The organism is Paracoccus caeni (genome assembly GCF_016629665.1).
In the GTDB taxonomy this organism is placed as follows: domain Bacteria; phylum Pseudomonadota; class Alphaproteobacteria; order Rhodobacterales; family Rhodobacteraceae; genus Paracoccus; species Paracoccus caeni.
This window is the reverse complement of record NZ_JAEPRQ010000002.1, coordinates 398,958-418,329: the sequence shown is the minus strand read 5'-3', so window position 1 is coordinate 418,329 and position 19,372 is coordinate 398,958. Positions and strand designations below refer to the sequence as shown.

16 protein-coding genes are annotated in these 19,372 nt (G+C 64.3%); 5 read left to right on the top strand and 11 right to left on the bottom strand.

Going from position 1 to position 19,372, the window contains the following annotated elements; all coding sequences use genetic code 11:
- The first annotated feature begins 117 nt into the window (after nucleotides 1-117).
- Complete coding sequence (locus JJJ17_RS08690) at nucleotides 118-1,257, top strand: GNAT family N-acetyltransferase (RefSeq protein ID WP_200685475.1); 1,140 nt, start codon at nucleotides 118-120, stop codon at nucleotides 1,255-1,257.
- 47 nt (nucleotides 1,258-1,304) lie between these two features.
- Here the strand turns inward: JJJ17_RS08690 and JJJ17_RS08685 are convergent, their stop codons facing one another.
- Together JJJ17_RS08685 and JJJ17_RS08680 are read right to left on the bottom strand one after the other, a co-directional pair.
- Nucleotides 1,305-1,547 (bottom strand): hypothetical protein, encoded by a 243-nt coding sequence (locus JJJ17_RS08685; RefSeq protein ID WP_200685473.1) that lies wholly within the window; start codon nucleotides 1,545-1,547, stop codon nucleotides 1,305-1,307.
- 78 nt (nucleotides 1,548-1,625) lie between these two features.
- Complete coding sequence (locus JJJ17_RS08680) at nucleotides 1,626-2,717, bottom strand: hypothetical protein (protein WP_200685471.1); 1,092 nt, start codon at nucleotides 2,715-2,717, stop codon at nucleotides 1,626-1,628.
- 136 nt (nucleotides 2,718-2,853) lie between these two features.
- Between JJJ17_RS08680 and JJJ17_RS08675 the strand changes: the two genes are divergently transcribed.
- On the top strand, nucleotides 2,854-3,387 hold the full coding sequence (locus JJJ17_RS08675) for an AAA family ATPase (RefSeq protein ID WP_200685469.1): 534 nt from the start codon (nucleotides 2,854-2,856) through the stop codon (nucleotides 3,385-3,387).
- A 39-nt stretch (nucleotides 3,388-3,426) separates the two neighbouring features.
- On the opposite strand, the gene JJJ17_RS08670 is transcribed toward JJJ17_RS08675, so the two are convergent.
- The gene (locus tag JJJ17_RS08670) at nucleotides 3,427-3,912 is read right to left on the bottom strand and encodes a peroxiredoxin (protein WP_200685467.1); all 486 of its coding nucleotides are present in this window, start codon (nucleotides 3,910-3,912) and stop codon (nucleotides 3,427-3,429) included.
- 86 nt (nucleotides 3,913-3,998) lie between these two features.
- Here JJJ17_RS08670 and JJJ17_RS08665 point away from each other — a divergent pair, with 86 nt between their 5' ends.
- The 3 genes from JJJ17_RS08665 to copM all read left to right on the top strand — a co-directional run bounded on the left by JJJ17_RS08665 (nucleotide 3,999) and on the right by copM (nucleotide 6,357).
- On the top strand, nucleotides 3,999-5,201 hold the full coding sequence (locus tag JJJ17_RS08665; RefSeq protein ID WP_200685465.1) for an NAD(P)/FAD-dependent oxidoreductase: 1,203 nt from the start codon (nucleotides 3,999-4,001) through the stop codon (nucleotides 5,199-5,201).
- Nucleotides 5,202-5,289: 88 nt separating this feature from the next.
- The gene (locus JJJ17_RS08660; protein ID WP_200685463.1) at nucleotides 5,290-5,856 is read left to right on the top strand and encodes an RsmD family RNA methyltransferase; all 567 of its coding nucleotides are present in this window, start codon (nucleotides 5,290-5,292) and stop codon (nucleotides 5,854-5,856) included.
- A 93-nt stretch (nucleotides 5,857-5,949) separates the two neighbouring features.
- On the top strand, nucleotides 5,950-6,357 hold the full coding sequence (copM, locus tag JJJ17_RS08655; RefSeq protein WP_200685461.1) for a CopM family metallochaperone: 408 nt from the start codon (nucleotides 5,950-5,952) through the stop codon (nucleotides 6,355-6,357).
- 12 nt (nucleotides 6,358-6,369) lie between these two features.
- Here copM and JJJ17_RS08650 read toward each other — a convergent pair whose 3' ends face one another.
- The 8 genes from JJJ17_RS08650 to JJJ17_RS08615 form a co-directional block, all read right to left on the bottom strand.
- Nucleotides 6,370-7,668, bottom strand: coding sequence for a BamA/TamA family outer membrane protein (locus JJJ17_RS08650; RefSeq protein WP_200685459.1), 1,299 nt, complete (start codon nucleotides 7,666-7,668; stop codon nucleotides 6,370-6,372).
- A gap of 47 nt (nucleotides 7,669-7,715) precedes the next feature.
- Nucleotides 7,716-8,888 carry an HlyD family efflux transporter periplasmic adaptor subunit gene (locus tag JJJ17_RS08645; protein ID WP_200685457.1) on the bottom strand — a complete coding sequence of 391 codons (1,173 nt, stop codon included), beginning with the start codon at nucleotides 8,886-8,888 and terminating at the stop codon, nucleotides 7,716-7,718.
- Complete coding sequence (locus tag JJJ17_RS08640; RefSeq protein WP_200685455.1) at nucleotides 8,885-11,035, bottom strand: type I secretion system permease/ATPase; 2,151 nt, start codon at nucleotides 11,033-11,035, stop codon at nucleotides 8,885-8,887. Before JJJ17_RS08640 ends, JJJ17_RS08645 begins: the two co-directional genes overlap by 4 nt.
- Nucleotides 11,036-11,041: 6 nt before the next feature.
- Complete coding sequence (locus tag JJJ17_RS08635; RefSeq protein ID WP_200685797.1) at nucleotides 11,042-12,328, bottom strand: TolC family protein; 1,287 nt, start codon at nucleotides 12,326-12,328, stop codon at nucleotides 11,042-11,044.
- A gap of 375 nt (nucleotides 12,329-12,703) precedes the next feature.
- A complete protein-coding gene (locus JJJ17_RS08630) occupies nucleotides 12,704-16,162 on the bottom strand; it encodes a hypothetical protein (RefSeq protein WP_200685453.1) in 3,459 nt (1,152 codons plus the stop codon).
- A 272-nt stretch (nucleotides 16,163-16,434) separates the two neighbouring features.
- Entirely contained in the window at nucleotides 16,435-16,959 is a 525-nt protein-coding gene (locus JJJ17_RS08625; protein WP_200685451.1) for a YcxB family protein, read from the bottom strand.
- Nucleotides 16,960-17,059: 100 nt separating this feature from the next.
- Complete coding sequence (locus tag JJJ17_RS08620) at nucleotides 17,060-17,767, bottom strand: thioesterase II family protein (protein ID WP_200685449.1); 708 nt, start codon at nucleotides 17,765-17,767, stop codon at nucleotides 17,060-17,062.
- Nucleotides 17,767-19,371: a condensation domain-containing protein gene (locus JJJ17_RS08615; protein ID WP_200685447.1), complete on the bottom strand. Its 1,605-nt coding sequence runs from the start codon at nucleotides 19,369-19,371 to the stop codon at nucleotides 17,767-17,769. Before JJJ17_RS08615 ends, JJJ17_RS08620 begins: the two co-directional genes overlap by 1 nt.
- Nucleotide 19,372: the final 1 nt, after the last annotated feature.

Sequence of the window (19,372 nt, the reverse complement as noted above, 5' to 3'; positions counted from 1 at the left end):
GGCTATCGGCTCATCGGGCTGTTTCAGCAGGCATCCGCGACCCCGATTCCCACATTCGCGGCGGCTGCACCACCGCAGAGGCTGACAAAGCCCCGGCCAATGCATAGGTTCTGCCGCATGAGCCGCTCTCTGACCCTGTCCACCCATGCCTCGATCACCGATATTCCCGCCGCCGAATGGGACGGGTTCGGCGATGGCAACCCTTTTACCAGCCACCGTTTTCTGGCGGCGCTGGAGGCATCGGGTTCGGTCGGGCGCGGGACGGGCTGGCAGCCGCTGCATCTGTCGGTCTCGGACGGGGAGAGCATCCTTGGCGTGGCCCCGCTTTATGCAAAGTCGCATAGCCAGGGCGAATATATCTTCGATCACGCCTGGGCCGAAGCCTTTCAGCGCGCCGGAGGCAGCTATTACCCGAAGCTGCAATGCGCGGTGCCCTTCACGCCAGCCACCGGCGCGCGCCTTCTGTCGCATGATCCGCAGGCGCGGCAGGCGCTGTTGGCAGGGATGACGCAGGTGGCGGGGCGGGGCGGGGCCTCTGGCGTGCATGTGACCTTCTGCACCGAGGAAGAGGCCGCTTTGGGTGAAGAGGCGGGTTTTCTGCCGCGGATCACCCAGCAATTCCACTGGCTGAACCGGGAATACGGCTCTTACGACGATTTTTTGGGGGCGCTGTCCTCGCGCAAGCGCAAGGCGATCCGAAAGGAACGCGCCCGTGCGCAGGCTTTTGGCGGCCGCATCACCCATCTGACCGGCGATGACCTGAAACCCGCGCATTGGGATGCGTTCTGGGACTTCTACCAAGACACCGGCAGCCGCAAATGGGGCAGCCCGTATCTGACGCGGGAATTCTTCGACTGCATCCACCAGACCATGCGCGACGATATCCTGCTGGTTCTGGCCGAAGACGACGGCACACCCATTGCCGGCGCGCTGAACTTTCTTGGCCCCGACGCGGTCTATGGCCGCTATTGGGGCTGTGTCGAGGATCACGCCTTCCTGCATTTCGAGCTTTGCTACCATCAGGCCATCGACCACGCCATCGCCCACGGCCTTGCTCGGGTCGAGGCGGGCGCGCAGGGCGAGCATAAACTGGCGCGCGGATACGAGCCGGTCCCGATCCATTCACTGCATTGGGTTCAGGATGAGGGGTTCCTGCGTGCCCTTGCCGACTATCTCGACCGAGAGCGTGATGCCATGGGGCAGGAGATCGAGGCCTTGGCTGACTGGACCCCGTTCCGCAAGGGCGCGGTCAGCTAGGGCAACTTTTCCGAAATGGGGCGGCTGGTGGCGCGATCCGCGTTAGGTCAGACCTGCGCCATGTTGGCGATGATGCCGCCGACCAGCATGACGATCAGCCCGGCGGCCACGGCATTTTCCCACAACGGCTTATGCGGCCCAAGATGCGCCTTTGCCGGGTCTTTGCCCTCGCCGTTCCGAAAGCGCTGCATCCGCGCCTCGAACCGGCGGCGAGGGATATCAAGCGTCATGGCCCAAGCATAGACCGGACCGGCGATGAGGCCCGCGATGATGGCGTGCAGATAGGTCATGCGGGTCTCCTGTGTCGCAGTCATGTCGCTGTGACCGACGACCGGCTGAAAATCAACCGGCCATCGCCCCGTGCGGCATCATTTCCAGCTTCTATGGTCGTCCATCACGCAGCCGGACGGCGCATTCTGATCGCCAAACCGGGCCTGCAACTGATCGCAGCCCCATTCGTTCATGAAGCCCGGCAGGATCTGGTTCACCAGCATCCCGTATTGGTCATACTGCGTCGGCGCGCTGGTCACATAGTGAAGCCAATAGCCAAGCGAGCCGATGAAGAGCAGCAGGAACGGCCCGCAGAATGCCACAAGCCCGCGCTTCCAATGCAGCTTCTTCGCCGGAGGGGCGGCGGGAACACCCTCGGCCTGCGCCTCGGACCGGATCTGGGCAAGCGCCGCCTGCCGCTCTTCCGGGGTCAGCGACAAACGCTCAAGCTCGGCATCCAGTAGCACCGGCAGAAGCGCGTCGGGATGCCTGACGCCGATGCCCACGGTCTGCCCGTCCTGATCGAAGGACAGCAGCGGTTGCGCCGGCGCAACGAAGGTCGTGTTCGCCGCCTTGCCGTTCTTGCCGGGCGCGATGCGTTCGGCATAGGTCACATGGGTTTTCCGGCCCCGCTCGAACACGTTGGTCAGCACCACCGGCACCAGCCCAAGCCGCGCCGAACCGGCAATGCCCTTCCTTGCCTTGTTCGCGCGCGCCCGCTGCACGAGGCTAGAGATCACCAGCCCCAGAAACAGCGCGGAAAAGAGGGCCAGAACGATGATCCGGTTCCATAGCTTCTCCAACCCAAGTGACAGGGTGGCAAGCGACGGATCGTCGCCGGAAATGACCACGCTGACCCAGTAATCGCCGGTATGGAAATCGAAGAAGGCCAACTCGATATGGCCGTCATAAGACTGGCCCTCGTAGCTATAGGCGACATCGGCGCTGCAATCGGTGAAAAAGCCCTTGCGGGTCGTGCATTCGCCATTCTCGATCAGCGCTTCCTGAAGCTCGACCGGATTGCGGCTGATCTGCCAGTCGCGATACAGATCCGGCCCTTGAAACCACACCAGAAACCCCAGCAGGCCCAGAAACAGGATCATCGCAAAGATCAGTCCGCGCGGGGGATTGATCGAACCGGGGGCGATGTTCAGGGGGCGGTCGGGAAGGGTAAGTTGCGTGAAAGCCATTGTTCTACCTGAAGAAGGTCAAAATACCTTGGTCGCATGTCACGGATATGTGAGAAGGTCCAGCCTGCCCGGCGGCGGCTCAGCAGGGATTGGCCGTCCGATTGCAGCCTGAAGGGCAACAGATTATGTCAACCGAATGTTGAAAGCGGGCGAAATACTGATCCTGACCGGCACTCCGGGATCGGGAAAGACCACGGTGGCGGCCAGTCTCGCCGCCAGTCCGGGCGTGCCCAAGGTGCATCTTCATTCCGACGATTTCTGGCATGTGATCAAATCCGGCGCGATCGATCCATGGCTGCCGGAAGCGCATGATCAGAACCGCGTGGTCATCGAGGCCTTGGCCGCCACCGCACGCATCTATGCTCAAGGCGGTTATTTCGTCATTGTTGACGGCATTATCGGCCCGTGGTTCTTACCCGCATTCCGGGCGTTGGGCATGCCGCTGCACTACATCGTCCTGCGTCCGTCATTGTCTCAGGCGATCTCGCGTTGTCAGCAACGTGGCGGCGACACGCTTCGCGATCCCGGCACCATCACCGAACTGCATCGCCAATTCGCAGAGCTGGGCGATCTGTCCAACCATCAGTTGCAAACCGACGGCATGTCCGCTGCGGCGGTTCAGACGGCTGTCTTAGATGCCGTTGGCCGCGAAATCTGCAGGCTGAGATAAGAAAGGGCGGCAAGATCGCCGCCCCTCGCTGATCACGGATCAGACTTTTTCCAGCAGCGCCTCGCCCGCGCTGACGCTGCAAAGGCCGGGGCTGTCTTCCACGTCGATCACCTCGACCACACCGTCCCGAAGCAGCGAGGCATAGCGCTTGCTGCGCCCGTAAAGACCGGCGGGGGGTGCGTCGAAGGACAGGCCCAGTGCCTTGGTCACGCTGCCATCGGCATCGGCAAGGATCTCGATCCCGGCATCGCCTGCGCCGGTCGCTTTGGACCATGCGGCGGTGACGAAGGGGTCGTTCACGGTCACGCAGACGATCCGGCTGACGCCCTTCTCGCGGAAGCGGTCGGCGGTGCGGATGAAGCTGGGGATATGCGCGTTCGAACAGGTGCCGGTATAGGCGCCGGGCAGGCCGAACACCACCACGCGGCCTTGCGCCAGATCGGCTGTATCGACCGCTTCGGGCCCGTTTTCACCGACCCTGAGCAGTTGTCCTGCGGGGAAACTCTCGCCTATGGCAATGGTCATCGCGCGTCCTCCTGAATTGCAACGGATTCGCGGCGACTATAGGGTGCCGCCCGGCGACACGCCATAGATCGAGAACGGAGGATTCCATGCGGATCGTGATCCTTGGGGCAGGGCAAGCGGCAGCCTCGATGGCGGCGCGGCTGAGGACGAACGGGCATGACGGGCCGTTGACGATCATCGGCGCGGAACCTGCCGCCCCCTATCAGCGACCGCCGCTGTCCAAGGCCTATCTGCTGGGACAGATGGGTCTGGATCGGCTGGTTCTGCGGGGTGAGGACTGGTGGCAGGAACAGGGGATCGAGTTGCGCCTTTCCTGCACCGCGACCGCGATTGACCGCAGCAACCGCGCGGTCGTCACCGATGCAGGCCCGGTTCCCTATGATATGCTTGCCCTGACACTTGGCGCGACGCCGCGCCGCCTGCCCGCAAAGGTGGGCGGCGATCTGCCCGGCGTCCATGTCGTCCGCACCCTTGCCGATGTCGATGCCATGGCCCCTGCGATGCAGCCCGGACGCCGCCTGATCGTGATCGGCGGCGGCTATATCGGGCTGGAGGCCGCCGCCGTCGCACGCAAGCTGGGGCTTGAAGTGACGCTGATCGAGGCCGCCCCGCGCATCCTTGGCCGCGTTGCCGCTGCCGAGACGGCGGCGCTGATCCGCAACCTGCACCGCGCCCATGGCGTGACGATCCTTGAAGGCACCGGCATTGCCCGCATCACCGGCGACGCCTGCGCGGACGGGGTAGAGCTTGCCGATGGACGCCACCTGCCCGCCGATCTGATCGTCACCGGCATCGGGATCGAGCCGGAAACGGCCTTGGCGCAGGCTGCTGGCCTGACCATCGACAACGGCATCGCCACGGACGAGACCGGGCGCACTTCCGACCCGGCCATCTGGTCTGCGGGCGATTGCGCCAGCTTTCCCGCGAACGGCCAGCGCATGCGGCTTGAAAGCGTCGGCAATGCCATCGACATGGCCGAAGCCGTCGCTGACAATATGCTTGGCGCGGATCGGGCCTATCTGCCGAAGCCGTGGTTCTGGTCCGACCAGTTTGATGCAAAGCTGCAAATCGCGGGACTTGGCACCGGCCATGACCGCATCGTCACACGGCCCGGCGACGGCGAACATGGCGGCTCGGTCTGGTATTTCCGCGACGGGCAACTGATCGCCGTCGATGCGCTGAACGATGCCCGCGCCTATATGATCGGCAAGCGCCTGATCGAGGCGGGACGCAGCGCCGATCCCGACCTTATCCCGACGATCCCGGATTTGAAGGCGCTGATGAAATGACATCCACCGTTGTCGAAAGGCCCTCATGGGCAGCGCAAGCGGGGGGTGCGGGGGGCGGCCAGCCCCCCGTCCGTCGCGGGACGCAAAGATGAGGATCGTCGGAGGCAATCTGCGCGGCCTGAAATTGGCCGAAGTTGGTGAAGGCGACGCTGTGGCGCATCTTCGCCCGACCACCGACCGGGTGCGCGAGTCGATCTTCAACCTGCTGATCAACGGAAGCCACGGCAATCCGATCCCCGGTGCCCGCGTGCTTGACCTTTTCGCCGGGACCGGCGCGCTTGGGCTGGAAGCCTATTCCCGCGGCGCAGCCCATGTCAGTTTCGTGGATGACGGGGTCAAGGCCCGCGCGCTGATCCGCCAGAATGTCGAAAAGGCCCGTGCGACGGGCATCGCGGATATCTGGCGGCGCGATGCCACCAACCTTGGGCCGAACACGGATCCGGCCTACGGGCTGGTGTTTCTCGATCCGCCCTATGCACGGGGTTTGGGTGAACGGGCGATTGTCTCGGCGCTTGCGGGCGGCTGGATCGCGCCGGGTGCCGTGGTGGTCTGGGAAGAGGCGCAGCCGCCCGTCATTCCCGCGCCGCTGGTGCAGATCGACCAGCGCCGCTATGGCAACAGCCTGATTACATTGGCCCGGATGACCGAGGCGTGAACGGGCTTCCGCTGATCGTGATTTCCGTTTTCCCGACAATCCGGCTCAGATCGCGCCCGATCCGCGTCGATCCGAAGATATGAGGGAAGCAGAATGAAAAAAACGATCCGCCGCGCCACCGGGCTTAGCCCGATCCTGTTCGCGCTGGCCTTTGGTGCCTATGCGCAGGAACCGGCGACTGACCATTCCGCCCATGATCATGCCGCCACCGAAAGCGTGGCTGAAACCGCTGATCCGGCCTCGGCGGGTTACTCCGCGGCGATGGACCGGATGCATCAGGACATGGCGGTCGAGCCGACCGGCAATGCCGATGCGGATTTCGTCATCGGCATGATCCCCCACCATCAGGCCGCCATCGACATGGCCAAGGTGGTGCTGGAACATGGCGAGGACCCCGAGATCCGCAAGCTCGCCGAAGAGGTGATCTCGGCACAGGAAGGCGAGATCGCGATGATGCAGGAATGGCTGGAGCGGAACGGCTATGCGCCGCCCGCGAACTAGGCAGTCCCGGATCTAAAAGGTCGCGCTGATCTTGATCCCGAAACTTTGGCGGTCGTCGCCGGGCCGCTCGCGCAGCGGCTCGGCCACGTAAAGCGAGACCGGCGTGCCCGCCAGATCAAACGTCAGCGAAAGACCGATGCTGCTGCGCGAATGCCAGCCGTCGTCGATGCGCCCGCCCAGATCATTGTCCAGATCCCAGACCGAGCCGATCTCGTAGAATACCCCGCCGTGATATTCGCGGTCGTAGAAGGTGAAGGCGCGGCGTAATTCGACCGAGCCGATCAGGTAGCGGTTGCCGCCCAGCATATCGCCCCGATCCGATGGCCCGATGCCGCGTGGTGCGAAGCCGCGAAAGCTGTCGCCGCCGGGATAGAAACGGTCGATGGCGCGGGTGTCATTGTCGCTGAGACCCGCCACGATGCCACCGCTGAGTCCCAGCAGAAGCTCGACCTTCTCCGCAAGGTTCTGGCGCGCGTTCAGCGTGACGCGGGTTTCCGACAGCAGGTCGTCAGTGCCGATGTTCCACAGATACTGGTCAAGCTCGGCCGATGCTCCGCGCGCTGTGGGTTTGCCGTCGTCACCCTCGGCCGCGGTCGCCCATGTCAGGCCAAGGCGCAGGAAGGGCGCATCGATGCTGGTCGCCTCGGATTGCAGCAGCGCGCTTGCATCGGCGTCGATCCCGTCCATCTTGTGTCCGCGATAGCCCAGCCCGTATTCGACGCGCAGATTGTCGTCCGGCGTCCAGGCCATATACCCCTCGGCTTGCACATTGCGGACCGAGAAGGCCAGATCCTCGAAATCCGAGCGTTCCCATTTCAGATCGATCCCGGCATCCAGATCCTTGCCCAGCTGGTCGGGGCGGTAGAGGCTGGCATCGACGCTTTTCACGTCGCGGCTGAATTCCAGATGCACCGCGCCGAACGTGTCGGGCAGAAGGTTGTATTGTTCATATGAGATGCCCCCCGTCAGCCCCTTGTCAGAGGTGTGAAAGACCGATGCCTCGAACCGGCCGGGGCTTTGTTCGATCTCGGTCACGTCGATGATCAGATTGTCGCCTTCGGCCTTCAGGCTGACCGCCTCGAAAACGCCGGTGGACATCAGGCAATCCTCGATCGCGCGCAACTCTATATCTTCCATATAGACGCCCGGCTCGGCACCGCAGGTCTGGCGGATGTCGTCTTCGGGGATCATCTTGGCGCCGCGAACCTCGACTGCCTCATAGGTGCGGGGAAGGGCGGCGCCGGGAAGGGCAAGGCACAGGCCAAGCAGAAGCGGCGGGACGGCGTGGTGGCGGCTTGGATGGAAGGGCAAGGGACTCTCGGCGAATGGTGACGGGTGGCAGGGCGGGAACCGGAACTTCAGCGCAGGCGGGCGCGTAGCAGCGGGCGGGTGAGATAGCTGAGGATCGAGCGTTTGCCGCTTTCGATATCCACCTGTGCGACCATGCCCGGACGGATCGAGAATTTCTCGCCGAAGCGTTCCAGATAGGCGCGTTCGGTCTGGACCATGACGCGGTAGAAATCCTGCGGGCCGTTGGGGGTGTCCTCTTCCACGGTGTCTTCGGAAATCTGGGTGACGGTGCCGCGCAGATCGCCGTAGATCGAAAAGTCATAGGCGGTGATCTTGACGCTGGCGGGCATTTCGGGGGCGATGAAGGCCACATCGCGCGGCAGCACCTTGGTCTCGATCAGAAGCTGGTCGTCCAGCGGCGTGATCTCCATGATCGGCTCGCCCGGCTGGATGACGCCGCCAAGGGTGGTCACGTCGATATTGTTGATCCGCCCCTCGACCGGCGAGCGGATGGTCGTCCGGCTCAACTCGGCCTGTTTCTGGACGACCTCTTGTTGCAGCGCGGCCAGCTTGGCCCGGCGTTCGGCCAGATCCTTGTAGGCGTCCTGCACATAGCCGTTGCGGGTCTCGCTGATCTTGCCTTCCAGTTCCGCCGCCTTCTGGCGCAGTTGCAGCACATCGATGCGGCTGATCGAGCCGCCCGCCGCAAGGGGGGCGGTGATGTCCAACTGCTCCTGCACGGCGGCCCGCTCCTCTTCCAGCGCCGCGACCGAGGCTTCCAGCCGCGTCCGCCGCGCATTGAAAAGGCGCAGTTCGGTGGCCTGCGTCGATGTGGGGTCGGGGCCGAAATCCAGCTTGGGCTGTTCCAGCACCTCGGCATCAAGCCGGGTCACTTCGGCCTCCAATGCCTCGATCTCGGATTGCGCCGACAAGAAGGCCGAGCGCGAGCGGGTCGGGTCCAGATGGGCCAGCGTCTGCCCCTGCTGGACCACATCGCCCTCGCTGACCAGAAGCTCGGCCAGAATGCCGCCTTCAAGGCTTTGGATCGTCTGCATCCGGCGGATCGGGATGACGCGGCCATCGCCCCTTGTGATCTCGTCCACCTGCGCGAATGCCGCCCAGATGATGGAAGCGATGACGGCAAGGACGACGATCTGAATGGTCAGCCGGGCCTTGCGCAGGGCAAGCCGTCGGTAGCTGCCGTCGATATGACTGCTGGTGAATACCTCGGTCCGGCTCATGTCACGGCTTGCACCGGAGCCGCGGCCTGCGATTTGGCGGCGCGGGCCGCGTTCAGGATCTGGATCAGATCACCATCCCGCGCGACCTTGCCATCCTTCAGCACGATGGCGCGGCTGGTCAGCCCCAGAAGGTCGCGCTTGTGGGTCGAGATGATCGTGGTCCGCCCCTCAAGCCATGTCTTCAGATAGGCGATGACCTTCGCTTCGGTCACATGGTCGAAGGCCGAGGTCGGCTCGTCCAGCAGCACGATCCGCGGGTCTTGCAACAGGATGCGGGCCAGCCCGATGGCCTGCCGCTGCCCGCCCGAGACATTGGCGTTGTTGTAGATTTGCAGATCCAGCCCGCGCACATGGCGGCGGACATGGGTGCCAAGCCCCACGGCATCCAGCGCCTCAAGCAGTTCCTGATCGCTGTGCAGCCCGTGATCCAGCAGCAGGTTGTCGCGGAGCGTGCCCTGGAACAGCGCCACGCTTTGCGGCAGGTAGCCGATCTGGCGGCGGCGGTCGATCGGGTCGATCTGGCTCAGCGCCAGATTGTCCACCAGCACGCTGCCGGTCTGCGGATCGGTCAGCCCCGCCAGCATCCGAAGCAGCGTCGATTTGCCCGCCCCGTTGCTGCCCAGCAACGCGACCTTGTCGCCCTTGGCGATGCTGAGCGCGGGGATCGAGATCACCGGAGCAGCCTCGGGTTCGTGGCGATAGGTGGTTTCTTCCAGCCGGTAATCGCCTGCCAGATCGGGGGCGCGGACGTAATGGCGGTCGGCGGGACGCTCGACCGGCATCTTCATGATATTGTCCAGACCTTCCATCGCCGCCTTGACGTGCTGCCAGCGTGCCAGAAGTCCCGCGACCTGTCCCATCGGTTGAAGGGTGCGGCTGGACAGGATGGTGCAGGCGATCAGGCTGCCGACCGTCAACTGGCCCGCGCTGATCAGGTAGACGCCGACGATGACCACGCCCGCATAGCAGAATTTCTGAATGGTCGCGACGGATTGCGACATCACATTGGTCAGGTTGCGCGTCTGCACCGCCGTTGTGGCCATGGTCGCGGTCAGTTGCGCATAGGCGCGCTGCAACCGCCCCTCGGCCCGCGCGGCCTTCACCGTTTCAAGGTTCGAGACCGTTTCCAGCAAAAGCCCGTTCAGCGCCGCCGATTCCCGCGTATTCTCGCGCGAGGCGCGGGCAAGGCGGCGTTGCAGGATCAGCCCCGGCACGATGGTCAGTACCGCCCCGATCAGCGGCACCAGCGCCAGCGGCCCGCCGATGAACCACAGGACCGCAAGAAAGATCAGCACGAAGGGAATATCGCAAAGCGCCGTCACCGTGCCCGAGGTGAAGAACTCTCGCACCGTGGCGAAGTCGCGGACCTGATTGGCGAAAACGCCGGTCGAACGCGGCTGATGCGACAGCCGCAGGTTCGAGACCTGATCGAAAAGCTGCGAGGACAGCCGCAAATCCAGATCGCGCCCCGACACATCGACCAGCGAAGCGCGCATGATCCGCAACAGGATCTCCAGAATGATCGCGATGGCGACGCCGCTGGCAAGAATCCACAGCGTGTCGAACGACTTGTTCGGCACCACCCGGTCATAGACCTGCATCGAGAACAGAGACGTGGCGACTGCCAGCAGGTTCGCAATGAACGAGGCAAGGATCACGTCGCGATAGATCGGCCAGTTGTCCAGAACCGGCCCGATGATCCAGTGACGCTTGTCCTTGTCCGATGGCTCCAGCCGGTCGGAGACGATGTCGATGGGTTTCGAGACAAGAATGCGCCCGTCATGCCGCTCGTGCAGGTCATCCGTCGTCCACAGCGCCCGCCCGCCGCCGGTCTCGGGCAGGATCACCCGGGCGCCGTCGTCACGCAGTTCCTCGATGATGGCGTTGCCGCCATCCTTCAGAAAGATCAGCGCGGGCAGGCTGTGGCGGGGGAAGCTGGTCAGCGTCTCATGGCTGATGCGGCAGCTCATATTCACGCGGCGCAGCGCCAGCGCGGCAAGATCAGGGGTCAGAAGCCCGTCATCGCTGCGCGGCAGGCCATCGGTCAGCCGCGCTTCCGAGGCGGCGATGCCGTGGATGCGGCACAGTTCGACAAGGCCGGTGGCCAGAGGATCTGAATGGGTGCGGGGCTGCTGGCTCTGGCTCATTTAAGGTTATCCGCTTGTGCTTGTCGCAAGGATCAGCGTGCCCAGAACGCCAAGAGCATGTGCGGCGTCGTATTCTGTGCGCTTGCGGCTGTCATAGGTATCGATCTCGGCGATCTGCGCGTCGTAAAGGTCGCGCCCGGTGGTCAGCAGGTCGATCAGCTCTTTCTGTCCGCCGACGAACTGTTCTTCATAAGTGTCCAGCACCTTCACCGACTCGATCAATTGCTGCTGCTGCGACGCCTCGCTGGCGCGCAGGACGCGCAGCCGTTCCAGCGCGGTGCGCGCGGCGTTGGTCAGGTTGCGTTCGACCGCATTCATCGACGAGGTAGCCGCCTCCAGCTCCAGTTGCGCGGCCTGAATCTGGCGACCCCGGAACGCGCCCGAATTCAGATCGACTCCCGCCGTCAGCCCAACGGCCGAACGGCTGCGACCGCCATCCAGATCGGCGCGGCCCTGCGCCTGAAGTTTGATCGTCGGCAGGCGAGAGGCGCGGGCGGTCTGAACCCCGGCCTCGGCCCCGGCAACGCCCGCACGGGCGGCAAGATAGTCGGGCGACATCCGCACGGCGGCGGCGATCTCGGCAGCGTTGCCATAACGGCGCGCGAAGCCCAGTTCCGGCGCATTCGAGGTGCGACCCGGAGACTCTCCCATCAGAAACTGCAACTGGGCCACCGCAAGCGAACGGTCGCCAGATAGTTGTGACAGCCTGTCCTCGGCCCGGACGATTTCCAACTGCGCGCGGGCAACCTCGCCGGTATCGCCGACACCACCTTGGGCGCGGGCATCGGCATGCCCGGCGATGCGATTTGCGAAATCCAGATAATCGCGGGTCCGTGCCAGTTTCCGGTCCAGAACTTCGATATCGAGATAATAATAAGACACGTCGAGCGTCAGTTGCTCGATCGCCATTTTCAATTCGGAAACGGATTTCACCCGTTCCTGTGAGGCGCTGGCAATCTTGCTTTCAATCAGGCCCCAATCGAAAAGAACCTGAGAAACCGTCAGCGTGATTCCGGCACCATTCGCATCGGTCGTGCTGGTATCACCGGAAAGGCTGAATTGCGGATAACGTTCGTCCCGCGCGGCCTGAATATCGACGGTTTTGCGTGCGACCTGCTGGCGCAGCGCGGTAACGCCGGGGTCACGTTCGGACGAGACAAGAACCGCGCGTGCCAGCGCGGTTTGCGACAGACCGATGGACGGAAAAGCGCCAAGCATCAATGCGGTAAGTCCAAGGCCAAGCGCAAGCCGGCCAACCCGATTCGGACGCGCTGCAAGCAGGCGAGATCGCATCGTCACAGGCATGGCACCTCGCAGCCAAAGTGGCATTGCGGGTTTTGCCGAGGGGCGATGAAAGAGTTGGCAACCTCTTTTGCGCAGCGCCTAAAATCTTCCTCGAAGCCGTCATATGACAGCACAAAAACTTTCTCCAAGGATCTTTGCTCCGTGTCCGTTCGGTATTCCGTAACAGTCGAGCTGCAAAACACTCGACCCGAAAGAAACAGCACAGCCAGGGGATGCGCAAACCTACTAGTTAAGAGAACCTTAATTTTGCACGCTTTTGGATTTTAGTCCACTAATGTTCTCGCGGAAAAAGGGAAAATCTGCCGGTGCGACTGCCGCCTCCTGTGCGGGTCGCGATGCTGGCAGGGTGCGATCGGAATTCGATCAGCTATTATTGTCGTCGTTCGACAGCAGGTTCAGCCCGCCCAGCAGGCCGCCGCCCGTATCGGCATCGGCCATTGCCGCGTCGGTTGTGTCATCGCCACCGAACAGGGTCGCAAGAGCGTTTTCAACCGCGCCCGAAGTATCTGCGAACAGGTCGGTCGGGCCGACATCGCCCAGATCCAGCAGCGTGTCGAAGATATCGGTGACGCCGCTTGTCGCGCGCTCGCCGCTGTCGAGAATTTCGTTCAGCAGTGTGTCGATCTCGATGTCCGGCACCAGCCCGGCATCGCCGGTAATATCGTCGATCAGGCCCTGCGTGACCAATGCGCCGCCAAGGGCATCCTCGCCCAAAAGCGCGGCCAGCGGATCGGAACCGCCTGCATGATCGCCCGCAATGTCGATGCCGAATACATCCTCGTCCGACAAGAGCCCTCCAAGAACCGGGTCCGAAGGCATGGCAAGCACGCTTGCCGGGTCTTCGGCAAGGTCAATCGCATCCAGCCGTTCGATCACGCCGTCGCCACCCAGAAGCGAATCGAGGAAGCCGTCATCCTCGGCAACCTCCGCCACGCTTTCTTCGACAGGTGGAACAGGCTCTGCAACGACCTCATGTGCCGGTTCGACAACGGTTTCCGTAACCGTCTCGACCACGGTTTCGGCGGCGCGGCTCCCGAAGAGACCGCCCAGCAGGCCGCCGCCGCCGATAATGCCACCAAGCAGGCCGCCATTTCCAAGAACCGGAGCCAGAAGATCGCCGACATGGCTGTCGTCAAGAACGGTCTCGACAATCGGCACGGGAGCGTCGCTGACGGTCTCGCTGGTCTCCTGCGGCACGTCCTCCTGTGCCAGTTCGACCAGTCCCGACACCGCGCCGTCATTGCCCGGAGCCGGTTGCCCGCCGCCGGTCAGACCCCCCAGCAACCCGCCAAGCAGTCCGTTGCCACCGGTCAACCCGCCGAGCAACCCATCCGAGCCAATCACCGCATCGACGATACCATTTCCGCCCAAGACCGGCTCGGTCGCCGTGGGCGCAGTCTCTTCGGAACCCTCATCCTGCGCAGCACCACCGCCCAGCAATCCACCGAGAAGTCCGCCGCCGACGATCCCGCCGAGCAAGCCGTCCTCGCCTAGCACAGGCTCCAGCACTGCACCGACATTGCCGCCAAGCAAACCGTCAGGGCTGACGATGGCATCGACAATACCGCCTTCGCCCAAGATCGGATCGGTCACCGCCGCAACGGTATCCCCGGAACCTTCATCTTGTGCAGCACCACCGCCCAGCAATCCACCGAGAAGCCCGCCGCCGACGATCCCGCCAAGCAAGCCGTCCTCGCCCAGCACAGGCTCCAGCACTGCGCCGACATTACCGCCCAGCAATCCATCCGGGCTGACGATGGCATCTACAATGCCGCCTTCGCCCAGGATCGGATCGGTCACCGCCGCAACGGTATCCTCGGAACCTTCACCTTGCGGGGAACCACCGCCCAGCAATCCGCCAAGAAGTCCACCGCCGACGATCCCGCCGAGCAGGCCGTCCTCGCCCAGCACAGGCTCCAGCACAGCGCCGACATTGCCGCCAAGCAATCCGTCAGGGCTGACGATGGCATCTACGATGCCGCCTTCGCCCAAGAGCGGATCGGTCACCGCCGCAACGGTATCCTCGGAACCCTCACCTTGCGCAGCACCACCGCCCAGCAATCCACCGAGAAGTCCACCGCCGATGATCCCGCCAAGCAAGCCGTCCTCGCCCAGGATCGGGTCCAGCACAGCGCCGACATTGCCGCCAAGCAATCCATCCGGGCTGACAATCGCATCGACAATACCACCTTCGCCCAGAACCGGGGACAGCAGGTCGTCAAGTCCGGTTCCGCCCAGCAGACCGTCTTCGCCGAGGATCGGGGCCAGCACCGTATCTTGCACCACATCGACGATGCCGGTGACGATGCCGTCTTCACCCAGCAGAGGATCGGTGATGCTGCCGACCAGCCCGTCCTCGCCCAGAAGACCACCGACCAGCCCGTCCTCGCCCAGAAGGCCGCCGACCAGCCCGTCCTCGCCCAGAAGACCGCCGACCAGCCCGTCCTCGCCCAGAAGGCCGCCGACCAACCCATCCTCGCCCAGAAGACCGCCGACCAACCCGTCCTCACCCAGAAGGCCGCCAATCAGCCCGTCCTCGCCAAGGATCGGCTCAAGCACAGCGCCGACATTGCCGCTCAGCAGGCCGTCGGGGCTGATGATGGCGTCGATGATGCCGCCTTCGCCCAGAACCGGGGTCAGCAGATTGTCCAGACCGATCCCGCCCAGCAGGCCATCCTCGCCAAGGATCGGGGCCAGCACATTGTCCGTCACCACGTCAACGATGCCCGGGATCAGCCCGCCATCGCCCAAGAGCGGATCGGTGATGCCGCCGACAAGCCCGCCTTCGCCCAGAAGACCGTCCAGCAGCCCGCCTTCGCCAAGGATCGGGTCCAGCACCGCGCCGATATTGCCGCCCAGCAATCCGTCCGGGCTCAGGATCGCATCGACGATGCCGCCTTCGCCAAGAATCGGATTGACCACCTTGTCCAGACCGATGCCGCCAAGCAGCCCGTCCTCGCCGATGATCGGGGCCAGAACGCCGTCCTGCACCACATCGATAATGCCGGGGATCAGCCCGTCCTCGCCCAGGATCGGCCCGATGACCGGGTCAAGGACGCCGCCCACGATCGGCAACTCGACCGCCGGGTCTTCGGCGCCGGTATCGGTCGAAGGCGCTTCCGGCTCTGCCTCGGGCGGTGCCGTGGTCGTGTCCTGATCGGGGGATGCGGCCTGATCATCGTCCGGGCTGTCCCGCTGATCGTCGCGAGTTTCGCTAGGGCGGGTCAGGTCCGGGGCCGTCGTATTGCCTGCGGGCGGAGCGAAAGAGGCGCCGTTGCCCGAAGATGCCGCGATCGAGGCGGCTGCCGTTCCCGGCGCTGCGGTCGCGATCCCGCTGGCATTGGCGGTGCCGGTCGGTTGGATGGCGCTGGCCGATGATGCCTCGCCCGAGGATGCGGGCTGCGTATCGTCAACAGCAGCGACCTGTGCCGAGGCAAGTGTCGTCGCCATGGCAATCCCGGCTGCCGGAGCGGCCTGATCCAGCGCTGCGATGACCACCGTTTCCGGGGTCGCCTCAGGCGCAGTCTGGGGAATTGCGCCGTCCTGTGCGCCGGACGCAAGGCTTGTCTGATCCGCCTCTTCGCCCGGTTCGCCGCTCAGCGCGGCCTGTCCTGCCTCGGTCGAGCTTTGCACGGCCAGCCCCATGCCGATCGCGCTTGCCCCGGCAACGGCATTGAACGTGCCGCTGGATGGTCCATTGCCAATCTTGAAAAGCCCGTCTTCACGGGTCGCGCGCAGGGCAGCCGAGGCATTGGCCAAAGCATCATCGCCTCCCGCCTGTGGGCGGGACTGCGGTTCTTGCTCTGGTTTCTTCGAGGCCATCGAAGCCCTCCTGAACGCACCTGCTTTTCGTAGCGATACCCATCCTCTCGAAGGGGTAACCGGCGTGGACCGGCAAAAATGCAGATAACTACATACGAGGGTATGTCAAATAACATCCCAATGGCAATAAAAATTGCAGGTATCCGCGGGGGATACTGGCCTTTGGATTGGGTATTTTGACAAGGAGAACGCGGGGTGAGGCGCTTCGGACCACAGGACCGTGCCTCGCGGTGCGGTTACGGAAGGGCGATTCGGCTGGTTCGGGGCCGGGTTCAGAGCTTGCGCAGACCCGACCGCTCGATGGTGTCTAACAAGGACGCGGCCTGTTCATCGCTCAGCGCGTGGCGCGGGATCATCTGGAACAGGACCTGCGATTGCATCAGGATGACCATCTTCTCATCCGCGCTCCAGCCGTAATAGTCGTTCCAAAGCGTCGTGCCAGAGATATGCGCGGTCGAGGCGGAATAGGCCTCGTCCGTCCATGAGGCGCTGACCGGGTGCTGCATGGTCTTTTGCTTGGCATAGATCGACCGCGCCCGTCTTGGCAGAATGACCTTATATGCCAGCAGCGGCATGCCGATGCCGACGCAGAGCCAGCAGATACCGATGATCGTCCATGTCCGGTCGAAACCTGACAGGACCATGACCAGTACCGCCGCAATCAGCAGGGCGGCGACGAACAGTTTCGGCGCCAGATTGACCGCCCAGTGACGACGCGCATGCAGCCGCAGCGCGTTGGCGTAATCCTCGGCGGTGATGGTGAAGTTGGTGAAGGGGGTCGGCTGTGCGTTGGTCATGGTTCGAGGAAGCGGCAAGCCCCCGACAAGGTCAAGCCGCAAAACGCCCCGCGAACCATCGCCGGACGGCGTTGTCCACGGGCGCTTCCCGTCGCGGAGCCTACCATACCAGCCCCGGCCACAATTCGCGCAGCGTCGGGTTCAACGCCGCGAAAGAGCGGGCGTCCAGCATGTGATCGCCGTCGATGACATGCAGTTCCGTCCGCCCGGTCGTATGGCGTGCCCAGTCGGTGGCGCTGTCCTCGCCGACCAGATGGTCGTTCTTGGCGACGAAGACATGGACCGGGCAGGACAACCGATAGCCCGGACCGACATGGCGGTAGCCGTCGCATAACCGGAAATCGTCCCGCAGCGCCGGTTCGAACAAGGCGCGCATATCCGGGTCGCGCAGGATTTCATCGGGAGTGCCGCCGATGCGGGCGATCTCGTCCCAGAAATCGTCGCTGCCCAGCAGATGCAGCCGCTCGGTTCCCTGATGCAGACGGTCGGGCGACAGCGCGCCCAGCACGAACAGCACTTCCGGTCCCGGTCGTCCCATGGCGGCCAGCCGCTCGGCCAGAAGCAGCGCGACGGTGCCGCCCATGGAATAGCCAAAGAGGCCATAGCGCAGCCGCAGCTTTGGCGCGATCTCGACCGCGATCCGGTCGGCAAGACGGCGCAGATCGACCGCCGAGGCTTCGCGGAACCGCCCCTCGCGTCCGGGGATCGAGGGCGCGCGCACGGTCGGGTCGCTGCGTTGCCAGTCGCGGAAGATGCTGGGACCGGCCCCGGCAGGTGGCAGGCAGACAAGATCGGGAAGTTGGCTCATCAGAACTCTACCACCATCTCGCCCTCGACCGTGCTGCCGTCCAGATGCGCTGCCAGATCGGCCAGAACCGGATGATCGAAGACCGCGCGAACGCCCGTCTCAATCCCCAGATCGCGGCGGATGCGGGTGGCGACCTTGGCCGCCAGCAGGGAATGCCCGCCAATCGCGAAGAAATTGTCCGAGGCCAGCGGCAGCGGCGATTTCAGCACTTCGGCCCAGATCGAGGCCAGCGCCTTTTCGGTCGCCGTCTCGGCCGGGCGGCGGTCATGGCGTTCCGCGATACGGGACGCGCTTGCCGCCTCGGCCTGTGCCAATGCTCCGACCAGTTCCAGAACCGGCGTCTCGGGGCGGGCAGTCACCGCGTCAAGCAGCGCGGTGAAGCGGTCAAGGAAGGCCAGCATCTGCGCTTCGGGGATGACGGTCTCGTCATGGCGCAGGATCAGCTTCATCCCGGCGCTGGCAGGGGCGACCAGCAGGGTCAGCGGGAAATGCGTCCATTCGTCGAACTCGATCCGGTCGAGGCGGATGTCGCTGAGACCGTCGCCAGCGGTGACCGGGTAATTCTCGACCACCAGCAGGCAATCAAACAGCGTGCCCATATTGCCCTGAATTTCGCGCAGGGCGACATGTTCGTGCTCGATCGCCGCCGCCTGTTGTGCCTGCAGATCGCGCAGCCATGTGCCGACCGCCTGACCGGGGTCCAGCCTGATCCGCACCGGCAGCGCGTTCAGAAACAGCCCCACCATCTGCATCGCACCGGGAAGCGAGGCCGGACGCCCCGCCGTTGCCGCCCCGAATAGCACATCCGTGCGGCCCAGCCGTTCCGCGATGACCAGCCCAAGCACGCCTTGCAGCAGCGTGTTCAGCGTCACCCCCTTGGTCGCGCAGAAATTGGTCACCTGCCGGGCCAGCGGATCGGGGAACGGCCATTCGCCGCGCCGGAATTGCGGCTGGCGGCCGGCATCGCCAAAGGCAAGGCTGGCCCCCGGCGTCCCCGCCAGATAGTCGCGCCAGAAGGCCAGCGAGGCCGGTTTGTCCTGCCGCTTCAGCCAGCGGATATAATCGGCATAGGGGCGCGGTTCGGGCAGGGTCTGGCCGTGATAGATCGCCATCACATCCTCCAACATCCGCGCCTGCGACCAGCCGTCCAGAATGATGTGGTGATGGCACAGCACCAGCACCTGCCGATCCTCGGCGATCCGCGCAAAGCTGAGCCGCATCAGCGGCGGGCGGCGCAGATCGAAGGGACGCGCGCGGTTCGCCTCGAAAAGCGCGGCCAGATTGGCGGCGGCGTCCTGACCCTGCCAATCCAGTTCCTCCCAGGGCAGCGGCAGCTGGCGATAGACGACCTGAAACGGCTCGTCGCGTTCTTCCCAATGGATGCTGCTGCGAAGCGCCGAATGGCGGGCCAGAACCTGCTCCCACGCGGCGCGCAGGCGCGTGGCGTCGATCCGGCCCGAGAGGTGAAAGGCGATCTGCGGCATATAGACCCCGGACGAGCCGGGGGCCATCAGCGTGTGAAACAGGATGCCTTCCTGCAGCGGCGCCAGCGGGTAGATATTCTCGATATTGCGCCGACGCGCGGCGTCTTCGGTCTCGGCCATG